At 66.7% G+C, this 24109-nt stretch carries 20 protein-coding genes and 1 riboswitch; of the genes, 8 read left to right on the forward strand and 12 right to left on the reverse strand.

What is annotated here, in order from left to right:
* Positions 1–462 precede the first annotated feature (462 nt).
* A complete protein-coding gene (locus N5C25_RS06800; protein ID WP_180877969.1) occupies positions 463–2427 on the forward strand; it encodes a M2 family metallopeptidase in 1965 nt (654 codons plus the stop codon).
* 119 nt (positions 2428–2546) lie between these two features.
* On the opposite strand, the gene N5C25_RS06805 is transcribed toward N5C25_RS06800, so the two are convergent.
* From N5C25_RS06805 to N5C25_RS06815, 3 genes are all read right to left on the reverse strand, one after another.
* Positions 2547–2939: a hypothetical protein gene (locus N5C25_RS06805; RefSeq protein WP_014038106.1), complete on the reverse strand. Its 393-nt coding sequence runs from the start codon at positions 2937–2939 to the stop codon at positions 2547–2549.
* A gap of 83 nt (positions 2940–3022) precedes the next feature.
* The gene (locus N5C25_RS06810; RefSeq protein WP_262212668.1) at positions 3023–3919 is read right to left on the reverse strand and encodes a siderophore-interacting protein; all 897 of its coding nucleotides are present in this window, start codon (positions 3917–3919) and stop codon (positions 3023–3025) included.
* 141 nt (positions 3920–4060) lie between these two features.
* Positions 4061–5287, reverse strand: coding sequence for a multidrug effflux MFS transporter (locus N5C25_RS06815; RefSeq protein WP_058981019.1), 1227 nt, complete (start codon positions 5285–5287; stop codon positions 4061–4063).
* 299 nt (positions 5288–5586) lie between these two features.
* A riboswitch (glycine riboswitch) is annotated at positions 5587–5689 on the forward strand.
* Between the two features lie 62 nt (positions 5690–5751).
* On the opposite strand from N5C25_RS06815, the gene gcvP reads away from it, so the two are divergent.
* Positions 5752–8619 carry an aminomethyl-transferring glycine dehydrogenase gene (gene gcvP, locus N5C25_RS06820; RefSeq protein WP_262212665.1) on the forward strand — a complete coding sequence of 956 codons (2868 nt, stop codon included), beginning with the start codon at positions 5752–5754 and terminating at the stop codon, positions 8617–8619.
* A gap of 91 nt (positions 8620–8710) precedes the next feature.
* On the opposite strand, the gene N5C25_RS06825 is transcribed toward gcvP, so the two are convergent.
* From N5C25_RS06825 to N5C25_RS06835, 3 genes are all read right to left on the reverse strand, one after another.
* Complete coding sequence (locus N5C25_RS06825) at positions 8711–9121, reverse strand: VOC family protein (protein ID WP_262212663.1); 411 nt, start codon at positions 9119–9121, stop codon at positions 8711–8713.
* Positions 9122–9263: 142 nt separating this feature from the next.
* Positions 9264–10631 carry an amino acid permease gene (locus tag N5C25_RS06830; RefSeq protein ID WP_262212662.1) on the reverse strand — a complete coding sequence of 456 codons (1368 nt, stop codon included), beginning with the start codon at positions 10629–10631 and terminating at the stop codon, positions 9264–9266.
* Between the two features lie 82 nt (positions 10632–10713).
* On the reverse strand, positions 10714–11436 hold the full coding sequence (locus tag N5C25_RS06835; protein ID WP_251103289.1) for an AraC family transcriptional regulator: 723 nt from the start codon (positions 11434–11436) through the stop codon (positions 10714–10716).
* 114 nt (positions 11437–11550) lie between these two features.
* On the opposite strand from N5C25_RS06835, the gene N5C25_RS06840 reads away from it, so the two are divergent.
* Complete coding sequence (locus tag N5C25_RS06840) at positions 11551–13641, forward strand: catalase (RefSeq protein ID WP_279936665.1); 2091 nt, start codon at positions 11551–11553, stop codon at positions 13639–13641.
* A gap of 22 nt (positions 13642–13663) precedes the next feature.
* Positions 13664–14155, forward strand: a complete 492-nt coding sequence (locus N5C25_RS06845) for a hypothetical protein (RefSeq protein WP_049404556.1) — start codon at positions 13664–13666, stop codon at positions 14153–14155.
* Between the two features lie 9 nt (positions 14156–14164).
* Here N5C25_RS06845 and N5C25_RS06850 read toward each other — a convergent pair whose 3' ends face one another.
* Positions 14165–14905 carry an alpha/beta hydrolase gene (locus tag N5C25_RS06850; RefSeq protein ID WP_251103291.1) on the reverse strand — a complete coding sequence of 247 codons (741 nt, stop codon included), beginning with the start codon at positions 14903–14905 and terminating at the stop codon, positions 14165–14167.
* A 140-nt stretch (positions 14906–15045) separates the two neighbouring features.
* Here N5C25_RS06850 and N5C25_RS06855 point away from each other — a divergent pair, with 140 nt between their 5' ends.
* The gene (locus N5C25_RS06855) at positions 15046–15585 is read left to right on the forward strand and encodes a hypothetical protein (protein ID WP_005414174.1); all 540 of its coding nucleotides are present in this window, start codon (positions 15046–15048) and stop codon (positions 15583–15585) included.
* Between the two features lie 14 nt (positions 15586–15599).
* Entirely contained in the window at positions 15600–15890 is a 291-nt protein-coding gene (locus tag N5C25_RS06860) for a hypothetical protein (protein WP_044570698.1), read from the forward strand.
* An 89-nt stretch (positions 15891–15979) separates the two neighbouring features.
* On the opposite strand, the gene N5C25_RS06865 is transcribed toward N5C25_RS06860, so the two are convergent.
* Entirely contained in the window at positions 15980–18106 is a 2127-nt protein-coding gene (locus N5C25_RS06865; RefSeq protein WP_058980977.1) for a methyl-accepting chemotaxis protein, read from the reverse strand.
* A gap of 234 nt (positions 18107–18340) precedes the next feature.
* On the opposite strand from N5C25_RS06865, the gene N5C25_RS06870 reads away from it, so the two are divergent.
* Together N5C25_RS06870 and N5C25_RS06875 are read left to right on the forward strand one after the other, a co-directional pair.
* A complete protein-coding gene (locus N5C25_RS06870) occupies positions 18341–19303 on the forward strand; it encodes a L,D-transpeptidase family protein (protein WP_279936666.1) in 963 nt (320 codons plus the stop codon).
* A gap of 4 nt (positions 19304–19307) precedes the next feature.
* The gene (locus N5C25_RS06875) at positions 19308–19982 is read left to right on the forward strand and encodes a M23 family metallopeptidase (RefSeq protein WP_058980973.1); all 675 of its coding nucleotides are present in this window, start codon (positions 19308–19310) and stop codon (positions 19980–19982) included.
* Positions 19983–20174: 192 nt separating this feature from the next.
* On the opposite strand, the gene N5C25_RS06880 is transcribed toward N5C25_RS06875, so the two are convergent.
* The 4 genes from N5C25_RS06880 to hflK all read right to left on the reverse strand — a co-directional run bounded on the left by N5C25_RS06880 (position 20175) and on the right by hflK (position 24035).
* A complete protein-coding gene (locus N5C25_RS06880) occupies positions 20175–21467 on the reverse strand; it encodes an adenylosuccinate synthase (RefSeq protein WP_019660036.1) in 1293 nt (430 codons plus the stop codon).
* Positions 21468–21788: 321 nt separating this feature from the next.
* Positions 21789–21974 (reverse strand): DUF2065 family protein, encoded by a 186-nt coding sequence (locus N5C25_RS06885; RefSeq protein ID WP_058980970.1) that lies wholly within the window; start codon positions 21972–21974, stop codon positions 21789–21791.
* 67 nt (positions 21975–22041) lie between these two features.
* Positions 22042–22905, reverse strand: a complete 864-nt coding sequence (locus N5C25_RS06890; RefSeq protein ID WP_019660037.1) for a protease modulator HflC — start codon at positions 22903–22905, stop codon at positions 22042–22044.
* Complete coding sequence (gene hflK / locus N5C25_RS06895; RefSeq protein WP_005410642.1) at positions 22902–24035, reverse strand: FtsH protease activity modulator HflK; 1134 nt, start codon at positions 24033–24035, stop codon at positions 22902–22904. Before hflK ends, N5C25_RS06890 begins: the two co-directional genes overlap by 4 nt.
* Between the last annotated feature and the right edge of the window lie 74 nt (positions 24036–24109).

A 24109-nucleotide genomic window follows, 5' to 3' on the forward strand; every position in this document is an offset into this window, starting at 1 on the left:
TGCCTGGTGGGTGTCGACCTTGGTCGACACAGTAGATCCACGCCATGCGTGGATGACTCATTCGATATCTGACAGATGTGTCGACCAAGGTCGACACCTACCGACAGCACACGGAATCTGTCAGAGGTGGGGCGGTGTCGGAGTGCGGGGTGTCAGCCGCATGGGCCCGAGGCATGCCTCGGGCGGGTTGGGCAGGACGCCCAACCCCGGTCTTGCCGTGTGCGCAGGAAAGCGCACACGAGCAAGCGGCTGCCAAGCCTACACGGACGTACTTGCGGCGTCCCCGCACTCCGACACCGCCCCGCCAAACCAAGAATAGTCCGCTGTTGCTGTTGCTTCTGCCTTTGCCCTTGCTTGAAAGCCTCTGCGGGTGCCGGGCGCGGCCCGGCCGACTTCCGCCACTTGCGGTGGCAGCGACGGCCCACTAGCCTTCGGCCGTCGTTCACCACCCAAGGACCGCCCGTGAAACACCGTCATCTCCTGCTGGCCTCGGCAATCGCCGCCGCCACGCTGGCCCTGGCCGCCTGCAAGAAGGAAGCTGCCCCAGGCACCGATACCGCCAGCAGCAGCGCCCCGGCCGGCGAAACCGCCGACCAGTTCGTGGCCCGCATCAATGCCGAGTTCAAGGCCGCCTACCCGGAGATGACCTCGGCGCAGTGGCTGTCCTCCACCTACATCAACAGTGATTCGGAACGCATCGCGGCCAAGGCCAACGAGCGCTCGCTGACCCAGCTCAACAGCTGGATCGAACAGGCCGCCAAGTTCGACGGCCAGCCGATGAGCGAGGACAGCAAGCGCGCGATCCACCTGCTGAAGCTGATGTCGTCGATGCCGGCGCCGCGCGACCCGGCCAAACTGGCCGAGCTGACGCAGATCGCCACCCGCATGGAAGGCAGCTATGGCGCCGGCAAGTACTGCACCGATGCCAACGACCCGAACTCCTGCCGCCAGCTGGGCGAGCTGGAGCAGGTGCTGGCACGCAGCCGCGACTACGACAAGCAGCTCGACGCCTGGCAGGGCTGGCACAGCACCACCAAGAACATGCGCGGCGACTATCAGAAGTTCGTCGGCCTGGTGAACGAAGGCGCCAAGGGCATGGGCTTCACCGATGCCGGCCAGATGTGGCGCAGCGGCTATGACATGCCGCCGGAGCAGATCGGCCCGGAAACCGATCGCCTGTGGGAACAGGTCAAGCCGATGTACGAACAGCTGCACTGCTACGCGCGCGCCAAGCTGGACAAGACCTACGGCAAGGACAAGGCCGAAGTGGGCAATGGCCTGATCGCCGCGCACCTGCTGGGCAACATGTGGCAGCAGGACTGGTCCAACCTGTGGGACCAGCTGGAACCATACCCGGGTGCCGGCAGCCTGGACATCACCGCTGCACTGGAAAAGCAGTACCAGACCAACCTGAGCGCGGCGCTGGCCAAGGCCGGCAAGGACGCCAGTGTGGCGGCCCAGTACAAGGCGCAGCGCGAAGCCGAACTGCGCACCGCCAAGCAGATGACCGAGCGCGCGCAGGACTTCTACGTGTCGCTGGGCATGCCGTCACTGCCGCAGTCGTATTGGGAAAAAACCCAGTTCATCAAGCCTGACGACCGCGACGTGGTCTGCCACGCCAGCGCCTGGGACATGAACATGGAAGGCGACGTGCGCACAAAGATGTGCATCAAGCCGAACGAAGAGAATTTCACCACCATCTACCACGAGCTGGGCCACATCTATTACGACCTGGCCTACAACCCGCTGCCGCCGCTGTTCCAGGGCGGTGCCAACGACGGCTTCCATGAAGCGATCGGCGACACCATCGTGCTGGCGATGACGCCCAAGTACCTCAGCTCGATCGGCCTGGTCGATGCGCCGACCGAAAGCCGCGAAGCAGTCATCAACAACCAGATGCGCATGGCGCTGTCGGGCGTGTCGTTCCTGCCGTTCGGGCTGATGATCGACCGCTGGCGCTGGGGCGTGTTCGATGGCTCGATCACCGCCGACAACTACAACAAGGCATGGTGGGACCTGAAGGCCAAGTACCAGGGCGTGGCCCCGGCCAGCAGCCGTGGCGAAGAATTCTTCGATCCGGGCGCGAAGTACCACGTGCCGGGCAACACCCCGTACACCCGTTACTTCCTGGCGCGCATCCTGCAGTTCCAGTTCTACAAGGGCCTGTGCGACGCCTCGGGGTACAAGGGCCCGCTGCATGAGTGCACCTTCTACGGCAACAAGGAAGCCGGCCAGAAGTACTGGGCGATGCTGAGCAAGGGTGCCAGCCAGCCGTGGCAGGCTACGCTGAAGGAGCTGACCGGCACCGACAAGCTCGATGCCGGCCCGATGATCGAGTACTTCACCCCGGTCAACGAGTGGCTGAAGCAGCAGAACGAAGGCCAGATGTGCGGCTGGCAGGCCAACGCGGCCCCGGCGGCGAAATGAGAAAAGGGGCGGGTCCGCGAGGATCCGCCCCTTTCTGGTAGTGCCGGCCGCTGGCCGGCAACTGCACGGTGGAAATCCGTCTGGCAGCCGGCCAGCGGCCGGCTCTACCGCAACAGCGATCAGCTGTTCTTCTTCGCCGCCATCGCCGCGGCCAGCTCGGCCTTGAACTCCTCGAAGGTCTGGCCCTTCTCCTTTGCTTCGGCCTGTGCGGCATCACGCAGCGCATCGGAGTACATCAGGCGCACCGGCGTGCCCTTGCGTTCGTGCAGCTCACCGGCCTGCATGATCAGCGCCAGCACCTGCGCAGCGCTCTCGCTGTGGCCGGCGATGCGGCCGTCCATGCCCAGCACCCATTCGCCGTCGCGGCGCACGACACCGGCCAGCAGGGTGCGCTGAGCATCGCGCAGTTCGGCATGCGGTTCCACCGGCGACGCCTGCGCGGCGGCCTTGTTGGCGGCCTGCTTTTCCTGGCGACGGCGCTGGTCGCGGCGGGTCTTGGAACTGGTGGACATGGTGCGGTACCGCTGCGAAGGGGGGCGCAAGGATAGCGCACCCCGCCCGCAGCGCTGCTTCACGCGTGCTCGATCCAGTCCGGTCAGTCCAGCACCTTGCCATGCCGCCAGTAGCCCATGAAGGTGATCGCGCGGCGGTCCAGCCCGCAATCGCGCACGAGGTGGCGGCGGATCGCCATCACCGCCCCCGCCTCACCCGCCACCCAGGCATACAGCGGCCCGGCCACACCGGTTTCGGCCTGCTCCCAGAGGATCTGCGTATCGACGTCGATCTCCTCCAGCGCATCGCCGGCAGCCACGCCCGAGGTCGCTGCCAACCGCGCCTGGACCGCCTGCAGCAACCGCTGTCCGTAGGCGGCCTGCCCGCGCGGCAGCCAGACCAGCTCGGCGCTGGAGGGCGCCTTCAGGTGCACCGCATCACCGGCCTGCGCCACCTCCAGCAGCGCCAGCGTGCGCGGTGGGTCGACCATGGCCGCCAGTTCCTCAAGAATTCCGGCCACCGCCGGCAGCGCGGTTTCATCCGCCACCAGCAGCACCTGGCCGACTCCCGCCGGCGGTTTCCATTCCCAGCCTTCGCTGCTGTCAGCACAGTCGGCATCGGGGGCCAGCAGCACTACGCGGTCGCCCGGTCGCGCGTGGATGGCCCAGCGCGAGGCGGGGCCGGTCTCGCCATGGATGACGAAATCGATATCGACCTCGCCCTGCTCGGCGCGCAACTGGCGGATGGTGTAGGTACGCATCGGCGGGCGCTTGTCGTCCGGCAGGGCCCGGTAGCGTGGGTACCAGTCTTCACCGCTGGGGACCTGCGGTACCTCCTGGCCGGGCAAGGGGAAGAACACCTTGATGCGCTGGTCAGGGCCTTCGGTCTTCATCCGCGCCACGTCGGCACCGGTGAACACCATGCGGTCCAGAGAAGGGGAAAGAACGCGGCGCTCCTTCAGCGCCACCTCGAACAGGCGGTAGGTCTGCTGCGCAGCCATGGGGGAACCTCATGCAACGACATCGGATCGGCTGGCTGTCGTGCATCCACGCACCGGCTGGCTGGAGTGCCCAGCCTAGTCCGGTCGTTCCTCGCCGCAAGCGTTGCGGGCATCGCGGCCTGCCCTACCCCTGCGCGCTGCTCAATGGCCCGTGCAGGCTGCCTGCGCCGCGCGTTCACGCTGGTGTTCCCAGTACCAGAACACGAATCCGGCGCCGAAGAACGCGGCCTGGCCCAGCGCCAGGTGCAGCGGGCTGGCACTGAGCAGCGGCGACACCACGCCGGCCACCACGGTGCTGATCATCAGCTGCACGAAGGCCTGCAGCGACGAGGCCAGGCCGCGCTGGTGCGGGTACATGTCCAGCACCGCCAGCGCCAGGATCGGGAAGATCAGTGCCATGCCCATGCCGCCCAGGAAGATCGGCAGCACCGCCCACGGCAGCACGAACTGCGGCGACAGCGCCACGTAGCCGACATTCAGCAGCACCGACAGCGCACACAGGCCGAAACCAATGGACACCTGGCGGGTGGGCGTGGTGTGCCCGGCCATGCGCCCGGACAGGAACGAGCCGGTGGTCATGCCGCCGATGGTGGGGATGAACAACCAGGCGAAACCGCCCTCGCCCAGGTGCAGGTGCTGCATCACGAACACCGGTGCCGACGAGATGTACAGGAAGATGCCGCCGAAACCGATGCTACCGGCCAGCGCCAGGCGCAGGAACCGCGGGTTGAAACCGATGCGCACGTAATCACGCAGCAGCACGCGCGGCGACAACGGCACCCGTGCCTCCACCGGATGGGTTTCCGGCAGGTAGCGTGCGGTGGCCGCCAGCAGGAGCAGCGCAAACACCACCAGGAACCAGAAAATCAGTGGCCAGCCGGCGCCACTGAGCAGGATCCAGCCGCCAATGATCGGTGCGATGGCCGGAGCGATGCCGAACAGCATCGATACCTGGCTCATCAGGCGCTGCGCGTCGTGTCCGTGGTACAGGTCGCGGATCACCGCGCGGCCGACGATCATGCCGACACCCGCCGACAGGCCCTGCAGCGCGCGGAACGCCAGCAGCGTGGACAGGTCGGTGGACAGCGCGCAGCCGACCGAGGCGCCGACGAACACCACCAGACCGCCGAGGATCACCCGCTTGCGGCCCCAGGCATCGGACAGCGGGCCGTGCGCCAGACTCATCAGGCCGTAGAACAGCAGGTACACGCTGATGGTCTGCTGCACCGCCACCTCGTCCACCGCCAGGCGCTGGGCCAGCTGCGGGAACGCCGGGAAGATGGTGTCGATCGAGAACGGGCCGAACATGGCCAGGCCGGCGAGCAGCAGGGCCATGCGGCGGGTGGAGGGAGCAACGGCGGCGGTCATGAAGGAAGCGTCCGGCAGGGCCATGCGCGGCACGCACGGCGGGCGCCGGTCCCGCTGCAACGGGGACGGCGCCAGATGAATTCGGGTATCCGCCCATCATAGGTGGGGATTGCGCCCGATGCCATGCAACGGTGCACAAAACGCACGGCCGGGCCATCGGCCATTCAGCCGCGGGCCCGCGCCGGGGCGCGGCCAGCGGGCCCGCAACGGGCTATAATCGGCGGGCAACACGGTGGGAGAAGCGGAACACCGCTGCCGAAGGCGCAACGCCCGTAATCGCTCAGGCCCGATACCACCCGTAACAGAACTCTGGAGAGACCGGTTCGATCCGGCGCCGAAGGGGCACGAAGCCGCGGTTTTCCGCGCTTCCAAACTCTCAGGCAAAAGGACAGAGGGGCGCCCCGCAGACCGCCGACCGGCGGCTTGTGCCCGTGCGTGTGCCCTTTCCTGACGGATCCTTCGCCATGTCCCAGAACACCCCTTCCCTGCGTGAGCTCGAGCACCACAATGCGTTCGTCGAGCGCCACATCGGCCCCAACGATGCCGAGATCGCGCAGATGCTCGACGTCGTCGGCCACGCGTCGCTGGATGCGATGACCGATGCCATCGTGCCGGCCAAGATCAAGTCGCCGGCGCCGCTGGCGCTGCCGGAGTCGATGACCGAAGTGCAGGCACTGGCGAAGATCCGTGCGATCGCCGACAAGAACACCGTGCTGCGCAGCTTCATCGGTCAGGGTTACTACGGTACCCACACGCCGAACGTGATCCTGCGCAACATCCTGGAAAACCCGGCCTGGTACACCGCCTACACCCCGTACCAGGCGGAAATCTCGCAGGGCCGCATGGAAGCGCTGATCAACTTCCAGACACTGTGCGCCGACCTGACCGGCATGGAAATCGCCAACGCCTCGCTGCTGGACGAAGCCACCGCCGCCGCCGAAGCGATGACCCTGGCCAAGCGTTCGGCCAAGTCGAAGTCGGACACCTTCTTCGTGCACGATGCCGTGCACCCGCAGACCCTGGAACTGCTGCGCACCCGCGCCGAGCCCATGGGCATCGTGCTGCGCGTCGGCACCCCGGCCGAGGCACTGGAAGCAGAAGCCTTCGGCCTGCTGCTGCAGTATCCGGACACCTTCGGCCAGGTCGGCGACTACAAGGCGCTGGTCGATGCCGTGCACGCACGCGGCGGCCTGGTGGCCGTGGCCACCGACCTGCTGGCCCTGACCCTCCTGGCTGCCCCGGGCGAATGGGGCGCGGACATCGTGGTCGGCAACAGCCAGCGTTTCGGCGTGCCGTTCGGCTTCGGTGGCCCGCACGCCGCCTTCATGGCCTGCCGTGACGCCTACAAGCGCTCGATGCCGGGCCGCCTGATCGGCGTTTCGGTCGATGCCCAGGGCAACCCGGCATACCGCCTGACCCTGCAGACTCGTGAGCAGCACATCCGCCGCGAGAAGGCCACCTCCAACATCTGTACCGCACAGGTGCTGCTGGCAGTGATGGCCTCGATGTATGCGGTCTACCATGGCCCGGAAGGCCTGACCCGCATCGCCCGCCGCACCCACCGCCTGGCCGCCATCCTGGCAGCGGCACTGCGCAACGCCGGCGTACAGGTCGGTGGCGACTTCTTCGACACCCTGCACGTCACCGGCGTGCACGCCGATGAGATCCATGCCAAGGCACGCGCCGCCGGTTACAACCTGCGCACGATCGACAGCGACTCGGTCGGCATCAGCCTGGACGAGACCGCCACCCGCGCCGACGTGGTCGCGCTGGCCGCCGTGTTCGGCGCGCAGGCCGACATCGATGCGCTGGACGCAAGCACCGCCGACGCGCTGCCGGCCGGCCTGCTGCGCCAGTCTGCGTTCCTGACCCATCCGGTGTTCAACACCCACCACAGCGAGCACGAACTGCTGCGCTACCTGCGTTCGCTGGCCGACAAGGACCTGGCGATGGACCGCACGATGATCCCGCTGGGTTCGTGCACCATGAAGCTCAACGCCACCGCCGAGATGATCCCGGTGACCTGGCCGGAGTTCTCGCAGATCCATCCGCTGGTGCCGGCTGACCAGGCGCTGGGCTATAAGGAACTGATCGACACGCTGGAAGCGATGCTGGTCGAATGCACCGGCTACGACGCGGTCAGCCTGCAGCCGAACTCCGGCGCGCAGGGTGAGTACGCCGGCCTGCTGGCGATCCGTGCCTACCACCGCTCGCGCGGCGAGGGCCATCGCGACATCTGCCTGATCCCGGATTCGGCGCACGGCACCAACCCGGCCTCGGCGCAGATGTGCGGCATGAAGGTGGTGGTCACCAAGACCGATGCCAACGGCAATGTCGATGTGGAAGACATCCGCCTCAACGCCGAGAAGTACAGCGACCGCCTGGCCGCGATCATGATGACCTACCCGTCCACGCACGGCGTGTTCGAGGAAGAGGTGGTGGAGATCTGCGAGATCATCCACCAGCACGGCGGCCAGGTGTACACCGACGGCGCCAACATGAACGCCCTGGTCGGCGTGGCCAAGCCGGGCAAGTGGGGTTCGGACGTTTCGCACCTGAACCTGCACAAGACCTTCTGCATCCCGCACGGCGGTGGCGGCCCGGGCGTCGGCCCGTGCGCGGTCAAGGAGCACCTGGCCCCGTTCCTGCCGGGCAAGCTGGGTGACAACGGCCCGGTCGGCATGGTCAGCGCGGCCAGCTTCGGCAGCGCCTCGATCCTGCCGATCAGCTGGATGTACATCGCGATGATGGGCCGCGAAGGCCTGCGCAAGGCCACCCAGGTCGCGCAGCTCAACGCCAACTACATCGCCAAGCGCCTGGCGCCGCACTTCAAGACGCTGTACACCGGCCGCAACGGCCTGGTGGCGCACGAGTGCATCCTCGACGTGCGCCCGCTGGAGAAGACCAGCGGCATCGGCGCCGAGGACGTGGCCAAGCGCCTGATCGACTTCGGCTTCCACGCCCCGACCCTGAGCTTCCCGGTGGCCGGCACGCTGATGGTCGAACCGACCGAGAGCGAATCGCTGCACGAGCTGGACCGCTTCATCGACGCGATGATCCAGATCCGCGAGGAGATCACCGCGATCGAAGACGGCCGCCTGGACCGCGAGGACAACCCGCTGAAGAACGCGCCGCACACCGCCACCGCGGTGACCGCCAGCGAGTGGACCCACGCCTATCCGCGCGAGCTGGCCGCCTTCCCGCTGGCCAGCCTGAAGCAGAGCAAGTACTGGCCGCCGGTGGCGCGCGTGGACAACGTGTACGGCGACAAGAACGTGATGTGCGCCTGCATCCCGGTCGATGCCTACAAGGATGATGAAGTCGAGGCTTGATTCCTCGCGGCATCGGTAAGTGAACGGCCCGCGCAAGCGGGCCGTTTTCATGAGGGTGTGTGGACCAGGGCCCACACGCACAAACATCCGATCACGGGTCCGGCATCTGCCCCAGGCTCAACTGCCACGACACCCCGAAGCGGTCCTGCACCCAGCCGTAGCGGTTGCTGAAATCGTACTCGCCCACCGGCATCAGCCAATGGCCGCCCTCGCCCAGCACGCGTGCCGCGCGCTCGAACTGTTCGGTGCCGGAACACTCGACGAACAGCGAGATCGACGGGCTGAAGGTGAAATCGTGCACGTCCAGGCTGTCGAAGCACAGGTAGTGGGTGCCACCGAGCAGGAAGATGGCCTGGCGGACCTGCCCGGGCACGCCGGCACCGGCGCCGTCCGGATGGCGCTGCATTGCCAGCAGGCGGAAATCGGCGAAGGCCTCGGCGTACAGGGCCAGGGCGGCCTCGGCCTGGCCCGTGAACATCAGGAAGGGACGGCTGCGCAGCATGCGGTACTCCCGGTCGACGGGCCGCTGGCGGCCCACCTGCGCACAGTGCCACGCGGAGTGTGTGCCTGTTGTAGAGCCGAGCCCATGCTCGGCTGGCGATCGCGCAAACAGCAGCCTCGACCATAGGGTCGGCTCTACAGAATCAGGCCTCGCGCATGCGCCGCGCGATGGCGCTGCCGGCGGCGATGGTGGCGGTCAGCGCCACCATCGACAGGAACTGCAGGCGGGTGTGCGACTCGCTCAGCAGCAGGCCGAAGATCAGCGCCAGGATCGCCAGCGCGCAGCAGGTCAGCCACGGGAAGCCCGCCATGCGGAACGGCAGCCGGATACCCAGGCGATCCGCGCGGCGGCGCAACACCAGTTGTGAGACCAGCGACAGCGTCCACACCAGCAGGCAGGTCGAACCGACGATGTTCAGCAGCACCGGCAGCACCCGGTCCGGGAACAGCAGTTCCATCACCGTGGCGGCGAAACCGAACAGCACGCTGGCCAGCACGGCAATCACCGGCACCTGGCGCGGATCGGTCCAGCCCAGCACGGCCGGGGCTTCACGTCGCTGCGCCAGTGAATACATCATGCGCGAGGCGCCGTAGAGGTTGGCATTGAGTGCCGACAGCAGCGCGATCACCGCGATCAGGGTGATGCCGGTGCCTGCACCCGGAATACGGGCAATGTCCAGCACCGCGGCGAAGGGCGACTTCAGCGCCTCGCTGGTCCACGGCACGACGGCGATGATCACGCTCAGCGAGCCGATGTAGAACACCAGGATGCGCCACGCCACGGTGCGGATGGCACGGGCGATGCTGCGCTCCGGATCTTCGGTCTCCGCCGCCGCAACGGCCACGATCTCGGTGCCACCGAAGGCAAAAACGACAACCAGCAGTGCAGCGCCAATACCGGCCAGGCCCTTCGGCGCGAAGCCACCATGCTCGGTGAAGTTGCTCAGGCCCGGCGAGGTCACCTGCGGCAGCCAGCCCATCAGCAGCGCCACGCCGATGGCGATGAAGGCCAGGATCGCCGCCACTTTCAGGATGGCGAACCAGAATTCGAACTCGCCGAAGTTCTTCACCCCGAGCAGGTTGATCGCAGTAAAGAACAGCATGAAGGCCAATGCAGCCATCGGCACCGGCACCGCGGGCCAGACCGTGGCCAACAGCCCGGCCGCGCCTACCGCTTCGGCGGCGATCACGATCACCAGCTGCACCCACCACAGCCAGCCGACCGTGGCACCGGCGGTGGCGCCCATGGCGTCGGCCGCGTACACCGAAAACGCGCCGCTGGTCGGTTTGGCCGCCGCCATCTCGCCCAGTGCGTTCATGACGATGATCACCAGCGCGCCAGCGACCAAGTACGAGACCAGAACGGCCGGACCGGCCGCCTGCACACCCACGCCCGAACCGAGGAACAGCCCGGCGCCGATGGCGCTGCCCAAGCCCATCATGATCAGCTGGCGGGGCTTGAGCGAATGTCCGAGGCGGGACGGCGAAGCGGTCGGAATCGAGTTGGGCATCGGCAGGGCTGGCGGCGGGCTACAGGGGCGACACCTTACCCTGTCCCATGCCCGCGCGGATAGGCACAGCGCAGCAGGCGGCTCAGGCCAGTGCCGGCTCGCCGACACCACCGCCGATACGGGCACGATAGGCACGCGGCGAGAAACCGGTTTCAGCCTTGAACTTGCGGGTAAAGGCGCTCTGGTCGCTGAAACCGCAGGCCTGGCCGATGCAGGCGATGCTGTCATCGCCATGCAGCAGGTGCATGGCCATCTGGATCCGCAGCCGGGTCAGCACCTGCTGCGGGGTCATCTGGAACACCTTGCGGAAGCTGCGCTCCAGCTTGGACAGCGAGAAGCCGGTGATGTCCAGCAGGGTCTGCATGCGCACGTTCTCGGCGTAGTGCGCGTTGAGGTGGGCCAGCGCCAGCCGCAGCTGCTCATACTGGGTGCCGAGGCTGTCCTTCTGGCCCAGGTCGCGGGAAATGCCGATCAGGCCCTCGATGGCGCCATCAACCAGCAGCGGACGCTTGCAGGTCAGGCACCAGCCCGGTTCGCGGTTGGCGAACAGGTGCAGCTCCATCAGGTTCTCGATCACCTCGCCGGACAGCACACGGGCATCCTGGTCGACATAGTCCGCGCTGAGGCCGGTCGGGTAGATCTCGGCCGCGGTCCGCCCGATGACGTCCTTGCGCGCGCGCAGGCCCAGCCGCCGCAGCATGGTCTGGTTGACGTGGGTATACCGTCCCTGGCGGTCCTTGATGAAGAACAGCACGTCCGGGATGGCGTCGAACAGGGCTTCGATGTCGGCGGGCTCGACTCGCATGCGGCAAGCATACCCGAGCCCGCTTTTGCCCGTACGTTCACCTTTGCCGGACCTCGGTTTAACGGGCCCGGTTCCAGTGTCGTGGTTCTCTTTGAGCATCCGGAGCCAACGTCAATGGCCGCCAGCAAGCCGACCGGCAAGCGCGCAACCACCCACGCCGAGAACCACCACCGCGGCAACGGCGATGAACTGCACCAGCAGGCCGGGGGCAGTCATCCGGCGATGACCACCGATCAGGGCATCCCGGTGGCAGACAACCAGAACTCCCTGCGGCAGGGACCTCGGGGGCCTACGCTGCTGGAGGACTTCATCCTGCGCGAGAAGATCACCCACTTCGACCATGAGCGCATTCCCGAGCGCATCGTGCACGCACGTGGCAGCGCGGCACATGGCTACTTCGAGTTGACCCGGTCACTGGCCGCCCATACCCGCGCGCGCATCCTGACCGAGGTGGGGGTGAAAACACCCGTATTCACCCGTTTCTCGACCGTGGCCGGTGGCGCAGGCTCGGTGGATACCCCGCGCGACGTGCGCGGCTTCGCGGTCAAGTTCTATACCAGGGAGGGCAACTGGGACCTGGTCGGCAACAACATTCCGGTGTTCTTCATCCAGGACGCCATGAAATTCCCGGACCTGGTGCACGCAGTGAAGATGGAACCGGACCGTGCCTTCCCGCAGGCCGCCTCGGCCCACGACACCTTCTGGGACTTCATTTCGCTGATGCCCGAATCGATGCACATGATCATGTGGGCGATGAGCGACCGCGCCATACCGCGTTCGCTGCGGATGATCGAAGGCTTCGGTGTGCACAGCTTCCGCCTGCTGAACGAGGCCGGCGAGTCAACGTTCGTCAAGTTCCACTGGCGGCCCAAGCTGGGTATCCAGTCCACGGTCTGGGACGAAGCGCTGAAGCTGCAGTCGGCCGACAATGACTTCCATCGCCGTGACCTGTTCGAGGCCATCCAGCGCGGCGACTTCCCGGAATGGGAACTGGCGGTGCAGTTGTTCACCGAAGAAGACGCCGACGCATTCCCGTTCGATCATCTGGACCCGACCAAGATCATTCCCGAATCGCTGGTGCCGTTGCAGGTCATCGGGCGCATGGTGCTGGACCGCTGGCCGGACAACTTCTTCGCCGAGACCGAGCAGGTGGCTTTCTGCCCGGCCAACGTGCCACCGGGCATCGACTTCAGCAACGACCCGCTGCTGCAGGGGCGCCTGTTCTCCTACCTGGACACCCAGCTGCTGCGCCTGGGCGGCCCGAACTTCCACCAGATCCCGGTGAATGCGCCCAAGTGCCCGTTTGCCAATCATCAGCGCGACGGCCACATGCAGATGCAGGTGCCCAAGGGCCGGGTGGCCTACGATCCCAGTTCGCTGCAGGAGGACACCCCGCGCGAGACGCCTGCCGGATTCCGCAGCCATGCCAGCGCCGACGATGGCCGCAAGGGTCGCACCCGCGCGGAGAGTTTCGCCGACCACTACAGCCAGGCCCGCATGTTCTTCCGCAGCCTCGAAAAGCCGGAGCAGGCGCATCTGGCATCGGCGCTGGTGTTCGAGTTGTCCAAGGTGGAAACGCTGAAGGTGCGGGTACGCACCGTCAGTCACCTGCGCAACATCGATGACTCACTGGCGCAGCGCGTGGCCGATGGTCTGGCGTTGCCTGCACTGCCCGACCCGGCGCCGACCGCTACCCCAGTGCGGGACATGCCCCCCGCCCCCGAAGTGCGGGTGATCGGTCGCAACAAACCCACCCTGCAAGGGCGCTGCATCGGCATCCTGTTCGATGAGGCTTCTGATGCCCGGATCATTGCCAGCCTGAGCAAGGCAGCCAGGAAAGCAGGTGCGGATGTGAAGCTGGTCGCCCCCAGAGTGGGTGGCGCCACGCTCAGCGATGGCGCGCTGCAGGCGGCGGATGGGCAACTGGCGGGCACCCCGTCGGCCGTGTTCGATGCAGTAGCCGTGGTGCTCAGCCCGGAAGCGGCGAAGGCCTTGTCGAAAGAGAGTGCAGCCATCGAATTCGTCAGCCAGGCGTGGGCGCACCTGAAGGCCATCGCCAGCGATGCGGGCGGCCAGACGCTGCTGAAGGCGGCAAGGGTCGGCAACGACGCCGGCATCGTCGAAGCGGAAGACGCCAAGGCATTCCTGGCGGCGGCCGCCACCCGCCAGTGGGCGCGCGAACCCAAGCTGCGCCTGCTGGCCTGACTACAACAACAGGAGAACTGTCATGCCCCGTGGTGACAAATCCGCATACTCCGATAAACAGAAGCGCCAGGCCGAGCACATCGAGGAAAGCGAGCGCGAGCGCGGTGCCAGCGAAGGCACGGCCGAGCGCATTGCCTGGGCGACCGTGAACAAGCAGGATGGTGGTGGCAAGCGTAGCGGCAGCGCGCGCAAGGGTACGAAGAAGGCGACCACCAAGAAGGCTGCCAAGAAGGCGCCTGCCAGAAAGTCGGGCACAAAGAAGGCCACGACCAAGACGACGGCGGCGAAGAAGGCACCTGCGAAGAAGACGACAGCCAGGAAGGCGGCGGCAAAGAAGGCACCGGCTCGCAAGACAGCCACAAAGAAAACCGCAAAGAAGACAGCGGCCAAGAAGGCCGGTACAGCCGCCTCGCGCAGTGCTGCAGCGAAGAAGGCGGCGAAGACACGTGCGGCGAAGAAGACCGTGCGCAAGGTGGCGGCGAAGAAGGCCGCGCGTACCCGCGCGCGCGGCTGAGTCCTTCGATCAGGGCGACAGCGTCCTCATCCACGCGGCAACTTCGGCTGCGGCTGCGTCAGCGCGTGCCTGCAGCAGCAGATGCGGCCCTTCCAGCGAAACATGCCGGGCATCCGGCAAAAGGGCCTGCAGTTCTGCCACGCTGGGCGGCCACAGCAGGCGGTCATGGCACGCGTGCAGGCACAGCGTCGGCACGTCGATTGCCGGCAGCAATGCGCGTACGTCGACGCGCAGGGTCGCTGCGGCGCGTCGCCGCAGTGTGGCCGCCGGAATCCGGGCCAGCGCATCGCGCAGCATCGACAGGTGCTCGCGGGTGCGCCACCGCCCCAGCAGCAGGCGCGCCAGCAACGCCACGGGAGGCAGAGGCCAGGCCGGCGTCAGCAGGGCTGCGCTGGCTGCCGGCAATGGCACCGGCCGACGCGCAAAGGTCGCGGCAAGCACCAGTCCGCGCAGCCCGGCGGGCAGTCGCGTGGCCAGTTCAACCGCCAACGGGCCCGAGAAGGACTCGGCAAGCAGGATGAAGGGATGGCCGGGCAGCTGCGACCACAGCCGTTGGGCCAGCGTGGCGTGATCCTGCCCTCCCTGCGCAGGCAGCGTAATCGCCTGCGTCGTCAGCCCATGAGCCTGGAGTGCTGACAGAAACGGGATCGACAGCCTGCCGGAGCCATCCAGCCCGGGCAGCATCAGCACGTGCTGCGGCGGGGGTGATGCTGAATCACAGCCCGGCTTTTCCTCGCGCCCGATTCCCATGTCACCTCCTTTGCTGGCAAGCATCGCCCACATCGGCAGGCAACGGTAGCTCTGCTCCGGCTCTCCTGCTGCTTTGCCGGTCAAGGTTGAGCGATACTGCCCGCTCTGCCGTGGGACGCGGCTGCCAAGGAGAGCCTCTGATGCGATGGACCTACGCGCTGGCCATGATGGCCATGATGCTGCCACTGAACAGTTCCGCCAACGATGGCTGGATAAACGGGGCAGGCAAGGCGATGCCGGAGACCGATGCCATGAAATCCAGCGGTGGCTTTGCGGCATCGCTGCTGGTCACCTCCGATGCCGACTGGCAGGCCAAGTGGGAGACCCCGCCAGAGACCACTCCCGGTTTTACCCAGGCCGACGAAGTCCACCCGGGCGGTGAATTGTTCCTGCTGACATTCCTGTCCAACCCGCAACTGGATGAGAACCGCGTACCCAAGGTGCACTGCGATCTGCGCATGCTGCGCCCGGACGGCACTACCAGCATCGACGAACGCGATGTTCCCTGTTTCACCGCTGCCCTGCCCGGCCCGCCAACCCTGTTGTACATGACCAACCTGCACCTGAAGTTCGTGGCCGAGGCCAGTGATCCGAAAGGCACGTGGACTGCGCAGGTGGTGGTCAGGGATCTGCTGCGGAATGTGAGCCTGCCTCTGCAGGCTCACTTCGACGTCCGTTGAACGGAGGCATGCGGATGAAGATGCGGCGATTACTGAGCTGGACCGGTCTTGCGCTTTGCGTGGTCTACCTGCTGTTGACCGCATGGCTGGTTCACGGCGCGCAGTCGGATGCGGACCCGAAGGGGGCCTATATCCTGATGTCGCTCCCCATCACCCTGCAGTCTGCTGCACTCGATGCCATCGGCGCAGGCAGCCTGCTGTACGGCAAACCCTGGTCGACCGCGTATGCAGTACTGGTTCCGCCAACACTGCTGTTGCTGTACGCAGCCGGCTGGCTGATCGAACGCGCCGCGGGCGGCCGCTAGCCAGCGGCACCGACCGGTTGCGTGCATGCGGTGCCCTGCATGCGGGGCATCGCATGCAGGGCGTCATCCAACATCCAGTCGCAGGTTGCTTACGCCGCCTGCGCAGGCACGATGGGCATGCGCGCGCCCTGCTCCACCTTGAACACCGCCACCGACGTGGTCAGCGCATGCGCCTGTTCCTCCAGCGCGCGGCTGGCGGCAGTGGCTTCTTCCACCAGCGCAGCGTTCTGCTGGGTTACCTGGTCCATCTGCACCACCACCTGGTTGACCTGCTCGATACCGGCGGCCTGTTCCTTGCTGGCCGCTGCGATGTCGCTCATCAGCTGCGTGGTGCGCGAGCTGGCCTGGGCCACGCGGGCGATCGCGGCTTCCGATTCAACGGTCACCGCCAGGCCGCTCTTCACCTTGGCAGCGGCGTCTTCGATCAGTTCCTTGATCTCCTTGGCGGCGACACCGGCACGCTGTGCGAGCGTGCGTACCTCGCTGGCGACCACGGCAAAACCACGGCCCTGCTCACCTGCACGCGCGGCTTCAACCGCAGCATTCAGCGCCAGGATGTTGGTCTGGAACGCGATGCCGTCGATCACGGTGGAGATTTCCGAGATGCGTGCCGAGGACTGATCGATCTCACCCATCACCGACGCCATCTGCGCCATCGCCTGCTCGGTTTCGCGTACGGCGGCACCGGCGGCATGCGCTTCACTGTCGGCCTGACGAGCGAGCTCGGCATTCTGGCGCACAGTCGAGGTCAGTTCCTCCATCGATGCGGCGGCTTCTTCCAGGTTGGCGGCCTGCTGCTCGGTGCGGCGCGACAGGTCGTTGTTGCCGGCAGCCAGTTCCTGCGCCGCGTTGTTGATGCTGTCGGCGGCCACCTGGATGCCACGCACGATGCCGGTCAGCTGCGCGGTGGTGGTGTTGGCGTCGTCACGCATGCGGGCGAATACACCGTCGTACTCGCCGTCCATGCGTGCAGTCAGGTCGCCGTGCGAGATCGCACGCAGCACATCGGAGACATCAGCGATGCTGGCCTGCGAACTGGCCATCATGCCGTTGAGGTGCTCGACCATCGCCTTGAACTGGAACTGGAACGCAGCGGCGTCGCCACGCATGCTGAAATCACCGGCGCGCGCGGCCCGGGCCAGTGCATCGATCTGCGCGTTGATCGCCATCAGGCTCTGCTTCACTGCGGCCAGGGTGCGGGTCAGCGTACCCTTCTCGCCCGGGTAGTCCGGCAGGTCGCGGCTGAGGTCACCGATCGCGTAACGCTGCATCACTTCGGCCATCAGCAGTTCCACCTGCACGTGCGATTCGACCAGGCTGTTGGTGGCCTGCACCATGCGGCCGAAATCACCGGGGAAGGCGCTGGCGTCCATGCGGTAACGGATCGCACCCGCCTCGTGCTGTTCGGCCATCTGCAGCTGCGCGCCGATCGCCGCCTGCACACTCTGGCGCACGCTGGCCATGGCTTCACCCAGCTGGGTCAGTTCATCGCGGCCGCCAAGGCGGAACTCCTGGTCCAGCTGGCCCTTGGACAGGCGTTCGGCCAGGTTCACCGCGCGGGCCAGCGGGCCGGTCAGGCTGCGGCCGATCATCACCGAGGCACCGATGCCAGCAAGCAGCGCAACGCCGCCCAGCACCAGCAACTGCAGCAGGCTGCGCTCGCCCAGGCGGATCGCCTCGGCGGCCGCCTCACGGCTTTCCTTCTCCTCGAAGTCCACGCCATCGGACAGCGCCTTGTTCCAGCCGTTGGCGGCTTCCTGCACCGGGCCCAGGGTCAGCGCCACGGCGCCCGGGTAGTCGCCCTGCTCCATCAGTTCGCTGGTCTGCTTGTTGAGCGGGCGAGCAACGGCTCGCTTGGCGGCGATGGTTTCAGCGATGGCCTTGCCTTCGGCGTCACTGGGAAGCGCCTGGTAGGCGCTCCAGCTGGCCTCGTAGCGCTTGACCAGATCAGCAATGCGCTTCTCGTCGCCGGTGCGGTGATCACCCTGGCGGATCAGCATCTCGCGGCGCACCACCATCATCTGGTTGTTGGCATCAAGCATCTGCGACAACAGGCGCACCTTGGCCACGCTGACGTCGACCACCTGCTGCATCGCGCGCTTCTGCACGACACTGGCAGTGGCGCCGGTGGCCACCACGGCGGCAACCAGCAGCAGCAACAGGCCAAAGCCCAGCCCAAGACGCCAGGCAACCCTGACGTTCCTCAAGTAGTTCATGGGGGTATCCAAAACGGGGGGATGCGCCCTTATCGGCGGCACGGCAGGCAATCTTGATCGCCATCCACCAATGGCGTCGGCCACTGTTCACCTTGGTGAGTCCCCGTCCCAGTGGCACCTGCCGGTGCAAACCGGCCGCAATGACATGCCTGCTCATGCGGGCATCAGATCCCTTTCACGGTGGCTCGGCGCCGTCTGCGGGCAAGGTGGTGGCGTTCCCTGCTGGAGTCCCCGATGCCGTTACCCATGCCCCGATCCGCCCTGCTCGCTCTCTCGCTGCTGGCATCACCTGCCTTCGCGCAGGCGCCGCCGCCTGGCCTGCCTGCCCCCATTGCCGAGAAGGCAGGACCGGACACCGCACCCCGCTCTGTCCTGCACGCCCAGGTGCTGCTGGATCGCGCGAATTTTTCCCCCGGCCAGATCGATGGCGAAGTGGGCAGCAACCAGCGGCGCGCGGTGTCGGGCTTCCAGGCGGCGCATGGGTTGAGCGTAACGGGTGAACTGGATGACGCTACCTGGAAGGCCCTGCAGGCCGATACGATCACGCCGCTGGCAAGCTATACGCTCACGGCTGAAGATGTTGCCGGCCCGTTCCAGGCCATACCGAAAGGGCCCGCCGCACAGGCCAAGCTGAAGTCGCTGGGCTTCAGCAGCGTGGAAGAAGGCCTGGGCGAGCGCTTCCACGCCTCCCCTGAGCTGCTGAAGGCACTCAATCCCGGCGTCGATCTGGCCAAGGCCGGCAGCCGCATCCAGGTGCCGAACATCGCCCCGGCCCCGCTGCCGAAGGCGGCCAAAGTGGTGGTCGACAAATCCGATTCCACGCTGCAGCTGCTGGATGCGCAGGGCAAGGTGATTGCGCAGGTACCAGTGTCCTCCGGCAGCCAGCATGACCCGCTGCCGATCGGTGAATGGAAGATCCTCGGCGTGTATCGCGATCCGCCCTTCCACTACAACCCGAAACTGTTCTGGGATGCGCGCAAGGGCGAGAAAAAGGCAACGCTGCCGCCGGGCCCGAACAATCCGGTGGGGCGGGTCTGGATCGACCTTTCCAAGCCGCACTATGGCCTGCACGGTACGCCTGAACCCGGCCATGTCGGCAAGACCGAATCGCATGGCTGCGTGCGCATGACCAACTGGGATGCGTTGCGCGTAGCCGATGCAGTGGATACCTCGGTACCCGTGGTGATGCAGGAGTGAGCCGATGCGTCTTTCGCAGCTGATTGTGCTGGGCGTGCTGCTGGGCCTGGGTGCAGGTTGGTGGTTGCGCCGGGATGTGGCTCAACCGGTGGCCGTTGCCCAGCCTGCCCCGCAACCCACAGTGGCTGCAACGCCGGTGAAGGCGCCTGCAGCTCCGCAGGTGGATGCAGCGCCTTCCGCATCGGTGGCACCGTCGGCCAACGCGAGCGGCACGCCAACCGGCCTGTTGCTGCCCGTACAGGGCATCGAAGCCTCGCAGCTGCGCGACACCTTCACCGATGCACGCAGCGAAGGGCGCGTACACGATGCCATCGACATCATGGCCGACGCCGGTACGCCGGTGCTGGCCGTGGCTGATGGCACCGTGGAAAAGCTGTTCGACAGCGAGCGCGGTGGCCTGACGATCTACCAGTTCGAACCCAGCGGACGCTGGTGCTACTACTACGCCCACCTGCAACGCTATGCCGATGGGCTGGCGGAAAAGAAGGTGATCAAGCGCGGGGAGGTGATCGGCTACGTCGGCAGCACCGGTAACGCCAGCGCCGACGCGCCGCACCTGCACTTCGAGGTGCACGTGCTGGGACCGGAAAAACAGTGGTGGAAGGGCGAATCCATCAACCCGTACCCGTTGCTGAAGCCGTCTGCTTCGCCGGCCGGCGCTGCCAGCGCCGCAAGGTGAAGGTGAACACCGCCAAGGCAGCCCCTGGGATCAGCACGAACAGAACCGTCTCGCCTTTCACGCTGGCATCCTGATCATCGCGTCGCGTCGCTTCCCCGCTGGCCTGCCCGCACGGTAACGAAGAAGCCCCGCTTTCGCGGGGCTTCTTCTTGCAGCGGTGCCAGGCATGGCCCGGCGCTACCGGTCTCTCACTCAGGCGAACGGATCCTGCAGCACCATCGTGTGGTCGCGGTCCGGGCCGGTGGAGACGATGCTGATCGGGCAGCCGGCCAGCTCTTCCAGCGAACGCAGGTAGGCGCGTGCGGCCGGCGGCAGGTCGTCCCACTGGGTGATGCCGTGGGTGTTCTCGCTCCAGCCCGGGAACTCCAGGTACACCGGGGTGCATTCTTCCCAGCCCTGCGCGTCCAGCGGCGCGTACTCGGTGCGCTTGCCGTTGTATTCGTAGGCGATGCAGACCTTCAGCTTTTCCATGCCGTCCAGCACGTCCAGCTTGGTGATGCACAGGCCGCTGATGCCGTTGATGGCCACGGCGCGCTTCAGCGCGACGATGTCCATCCAGCCGCAGCGACGCGGGCGGCCGGTCGAAGCGCCGTACTCGGCGCCGCGGTCACGGATGCCCTGGCCGACTTCGTCGTCCAGTTCGGTCGGGAACGGGCCGCCGCCGACGCGGGTGGCGTACGCCTTGGCAATGCCCAGCACGTAGTCGATCGAATCGGCGCCGACGCCGGAACCGGCCAGCGCACCACCGACGGTGGTGTTGGAGCTGGTGACGTACGGGTAGGTGCCATGATCGATGTCCAGCAGCGCACCCTGCGCGCCTTCGAACAGCACGCGCTTACCCTGCTTGCGCAGGTCGTGCAGGATGCCGGCCACGTCGGACTTCATCGGCTGCACGTATTCGCCGAAGGCCAGCGCCTCGTCGAAGGTCTTCTGGAAGTCGACCGCATCGGTGTTCAGATACTTGGTCAGCACGAAGTTGTGGTAGTCCAGCGCAGTGCGCAGCAGTTCTTCCAGCTGCTTCGGGTAGTGCAGGTCGGCGATGCGGATGCCGCGGCGCGCCACCTTGTCTTCGTAGGCCGGGCCGATGCCACGGCCGGTGGTGCCGATTGCCTTGCCACCGGCAGCGCGCTCGCGCGCCTGGTCCAGGGCGATGTGGTACGGCATGATCAGCGGCGCGGCCGGGGAGATCTTCAGGCGCGAACGCACTTCCACACCGGAGCCTTCCAGCTCGGCGATTTCCTTCTGCAGCGCGGCCGGCGAGATCACCACGCCATTGCCGATCAGGCACAGCGCGTCGTCACGCAGGATGCCCGACGGGATCAGGTGCAGGACGGTCTTCTTGCCGTTGATGACCAGGGTGTGGCCTGCATTGTGGCCGCCCTGGAAGCGCACGACGGCGCCGATTTCCTCAGTGAGCAGATCGACGATCTTGCCCTTGCCTTCATCGCCCCACTGGGCACCCAACACTACGACAGACTGACCCATGACGGGCTCCTCGATTTGTAGCGGCCATCGGGGCCGCGGACGGGTAAACCGTGGCGGGGCTGGCCAGCACCTGGAGGGCGGCTCCAAACGGGGAGCGGCCGGCGATGGAAGGCCCAGACACGGAAAAAGCCGAACGGGGAGGCCCGTCCGGCTTTTGTGCATTATCCGGGTTTCCGGGGTCGGGTGCCACCTTTCCGACGGACGGCTTCACCGGCCGGTCAGCCGCCCCGCCCGGTCGTGCCGGCCGCTCAGGCCCCGCCCGGTAGTGCCGGCCGCTGGCCGGCAATCCCAGGATGCCGGCCAGCGGCCGGCACTACCCTTTCAATGCCGCACCCACCACAGCAGGCTCAGGCCGGCCAGCAGCACCAGCCCGCCGAAGCTGCGCAGGGCCGGGCTGGGCAGGTCCAGCAGGCGTTCGGCCATGCGCTTCCAGGCGAACGGCGCCACGAACAGGAGCAGGCCTTCGAGCACCGCGACCAGGCAGACGGCGGCGAACAGATCTTTCATCGGGAACTCCGGAAAAAGCACGGGGCCCGGCGTCTGGCCGGGCCCCATGGGGTACTGCCCTGCGACCTCAGCGGTCGTTCTTCAGGTACTGCAGGAACGGGTCGTTCTTGTCGAGCACGATCACGCCATTGCCGTCGGTCATGGAGCCACGGTAGGCCTCCAGGCTGCGGTAGAAGGCATAGAACGACGGATCGGCCGAGCCGGCCTTGCCATAGATGCGGGCCGCCTCGGCATCGCCTTCACCGCGCAGGCGCTGCGCATCACGCTCGGCCTCGGCGATCAGCACGGTGCTGTCGCGGTCGGCCTGGGCACGGATGGTCAGCGACTGCTCCTCGCCCTCCGCACGCAGCTTGGCCGCTTCCTGCTTGCGCTGGGCGCGCATGCGCTCGTACACGTCGTTGATCACCTGGCTGTCGGTCGGCAGGTCCACCTGCTTGATGCGCAGGTCGATCATCTGCATGCCCAGGCCAGCCACCGCTTCGTTGATGCCCTTCAGCTGCTCGGCGATCAGCTCGCTGCGGTCGCCGGACACCAGCTGCTGCAGGGTGCGCGAGTTGATCTGGTTGCGCAGCGAGTCGGTGATGATCGGCGCCAAGCGGGCGTTGGCCACACGCGGGTCGCCGCCGGTGGCACGGAAGTAGTCACCCACGTTGGAGATGTAGCCGATGGCGAAGAAGTCGACGCTGACGTCCTTCTGCTCGGCGGTGAAGTAGCGCGCCGGCGCAGTGTCGAGCACCTGGAAGCGGCGGTCGAAGACCTTCACCGTTTCCACCACCGGCACCTTGAAGTGCAGGCCCGGTTTGATGTCCGAACGCACCACCTTGCCCAGGTTCAGCACCATGGCGGTCTGGTCCTCACGGACCACGTACACCGAGCCGAGCAGGCCCAGCACCACCGCCACGATCACGGCGATCCAGATAGGACTCTTCATCGGCTGCCCTCCTCACGGCCGCTCGGTCGCCCGGTCGGGCGGCCCACCGGCCGGCCCGGATCACGGGAAGCTTCCGCCGCTGCACCCGGCAGCGACGGCATCACCACGTCCGGGTTGGCCACTGCGGCCGGAGCCGACGTGCTGGGACGGGTATCGCCGGTCATCGGCACGTAGATCAGCTGGCGGCCATCGCCACCGATCACCTTGCGGTTCTCGCTCAGCACCTGCTGCACGGTCTCCAGCCACAGGCGCTTGCGGGTCACTTCCGGAGCGTCCTTGTACTGGGCCTGCAACAGGCTGAAGCGCTGCGCGTCACCCTCGGCCTTGGACACCACGGCCTGCTTGTAGCCTTCGGCAGTGGTACGGGCGCGCGAGGCCTGGCCCCGGGCTTCCGGCACGACCTTGGCGGCATAGGCCTGGGCCTCGTTGATCAGGCGTTCCTTGACCTGCTGGGCACCGTTGACCTCGTCGAAGGCCGGCTTCACTTCCTCCGGCGGACGGGCGTCCTGCAGGGTCAGGCCGGTCACGGTCAGGCCGGTCTTGAACGCCTTCAGCAGCGCCTGCAGGCGCTCCTCGGCGGCGACGGCCAGCGGACCACGGTTGTTCAGCACGGCGTTGAGGTCGGCGCGGCCAACTTCCTCGCGCACGGCGCTCTGCGCCGACTGCTCCAGCACCTGGTTGGCATCCACGGTGCCGAACAGGTATTGCTGCGGGTCGTCGATGCGGTACTGGACGTTCAGCGAGACGTTGACGATGTTCTCGTCGCGGGTCAGCACCGGCACCTGGATCGAGAACGTCTTGATCTCGGTGGCATTGACCTTGGTGACCGATTCGATCGGCCAGGGCAGCTTGAAGTTCGGGCCGGGCTGCAGAATGCGCGAGAACTGGCCGAAGCGCAGCACCACACCGCGCTGCTGTTCGCCGATCAGCTGGAAGCTGGAGAACAGCACCAGCAGCACCACGGCTGCCACCACCCAACGCACGATGCCGCCGTCGAACAGGTCCTTCAGCGGCCCGGGCAAACCGCCCCAGCCACCACCATTGCCACCGCCGCGTGACCCGAACGGCCCGCGTCGATTGTCCTCGGGGCCTTGTCCGCCCTTGTTGCCGCCGGGTGTATTCCAGGCCATGCACGCTCCATCAAGATGTGGGCTGCGGCGCGGGCCCTTCCCGCACCGCCAGCCGTGAAACCATCACCGATCAT

This window comes from Stenotrophomonas sp. GD03958, assembly GCF_029839005.1.
GTDB lineage: Bacteria > Pseudomonadota > Gammaproteobacteria > Xanthomonadales > Xanthomonadaceae > Stenotrophomonas > Stenotrophomonas hibiscicola.

What these genes read in the sequence shown, in the direction of transcription:
- gcvP (WP_262212665.1), top strand. Translation starts at nt 5,752, where the DNA reads ATGTCCCAGAACACCCCTTCCCTGCGTGAGCTCGAGCACCACAATGCG.
- N5C25_RS06860 (WP_044570698.1), top strand. Translation starts at nt 15,600, where the DNA reads ATGAAGATGCGGCGATTACTGAGCTGGACCGGTCTTGCGCTTTGCGTG.
- N5C25_RS06865 (WP_058980977.1), bottom strand. Translation starts at nt 18,106, where the DNA reads ATGAACTACTTGAGGAACGTCAGGGTTGCCTGGCGTCTTGGGCTGGGC.
- N5C25_RS06855 (WP_005414174.1), top strand. Translation starts at nt 15,046, where the DNA reads ATGCGATGGACCTACGCGCTGGCCATGATGGCCATGATGCTGCCACTG.
- N5C25_RS06835 (WP_251103289.1), bottom strand. Translation starts at nt 11,436, where the DNA reads ATGCGAGTCGAGCCCGCCGACATCGAAGCCCTGTTCGACGCCATCCCG.
- N5C25_RS06885 (WP_058980970.1), bottom strand. Translation starts at nt 21,974, where the DNA reads ATGAAAGATCTGTTCGCCGCCGTCTGCCTGGTCGCGGTGCTCGAAGGC.
- N5C25_RS06890 (WP_019660037.1), bottom strand. Translation starts at nt 22,905, where the DNA reads ATGAAGAGTCCTATCTGGATCGCCGTGATCGTGGCGGTGGTGCTGGGC.
- N5C25_RS06845 (WP_049404556.1), top strand. Translation starts at nt 13,664, where the DNA reads ATGCCCCGTGGTGACAAATCCGCATACTCCGATAAACAGAAGCGCCAG.
- N5C25_RS06840 (WP_279936665.1), top strand. Translation starts at nt 11,551, where the DNA reads ATGGCCGCCAGCAAGCCGACCGGCAAGCGCGCAACCACCCACGCCGAG.
- N5C25_RS06875 (WP_058980973.1), top strand. Translation starts at nt 19,308, where the DNA reads ATGCGTCTTTCGCAGCTGATTGTGCTGGGCGTGCTGCTGGGCCTGGGT.
- N5C25_RS06810 (WP_262212668.1), bottom strand. Translation starts at nt 3,919, where the DNA reads ATGGCTGCGCAGCAGACCTACCGCCTGTTCGAGGTGGCGCTGAAGGAG.
- N5C25_RS06830 (WP_262212662.1), bottom strand. Translation starts at nt 10,631, where the DNA reads ATGCCCAACTCGATTCCGACCGCTTCGCCGTCCCGCCTCGGACATTCG.
- hflK (WP_005410642.1), bottom strand. Translation starts at nt 24,035, where the DNA reads ATGGCCTGGAATACACCCGGCGGCAACAAGGGCGGACAAGGCCCCGAG.
- N5C25_RS06880 (WP_019660036.1), bottom strand. Translation starts at nt 21,467, where the DNA reads ATGGGTCAGTCTGTCGTAGTGTTGGGTGCCCAGTGGGGCGATGAAGGC.
- N5C25_RS06870 (WP_279936666.1), top strand. Translation starts at nt 18,341, where the DNA reads ATGCCGTTACCCATGCCCCGATCCGCCCTGCTCGCTCTCTCGCTGCTG.
- N5C25_RS06825 (WP_262212663.1), bottom strand. Translation starts at nt 9,121, where the DNA reads ATGCTGCGCAGCCGTCCCTTCCTGATGTTCACGGGCCAGGCCGAGGCC.
- N5C25_RS06805 (WP_014038106.1), bottom strand. Translation starts at nt 2,939, where the DNA reads ATGTCCACCAGTTCCAAGACCCGCCGCGACCAGCGCCGTCGCCAGGAA.
- N5C25_RS06815 (WP_058981019.1), bottom strand. Translation starts at nt 5,287, where the DNA reads ATGACCGCCGCCGTTGCTCCCTCCACCCGCCGCATGGCCCTGCTGCTC.
- N5C25_RS06850 (WP_251103291.1), bottom strand. Translation starts at nt 14,905, where the DNA reads ATGGGAATCGGGCGCGAGGAAAAGCCGGGCTGTGATTCAGCATCACCC.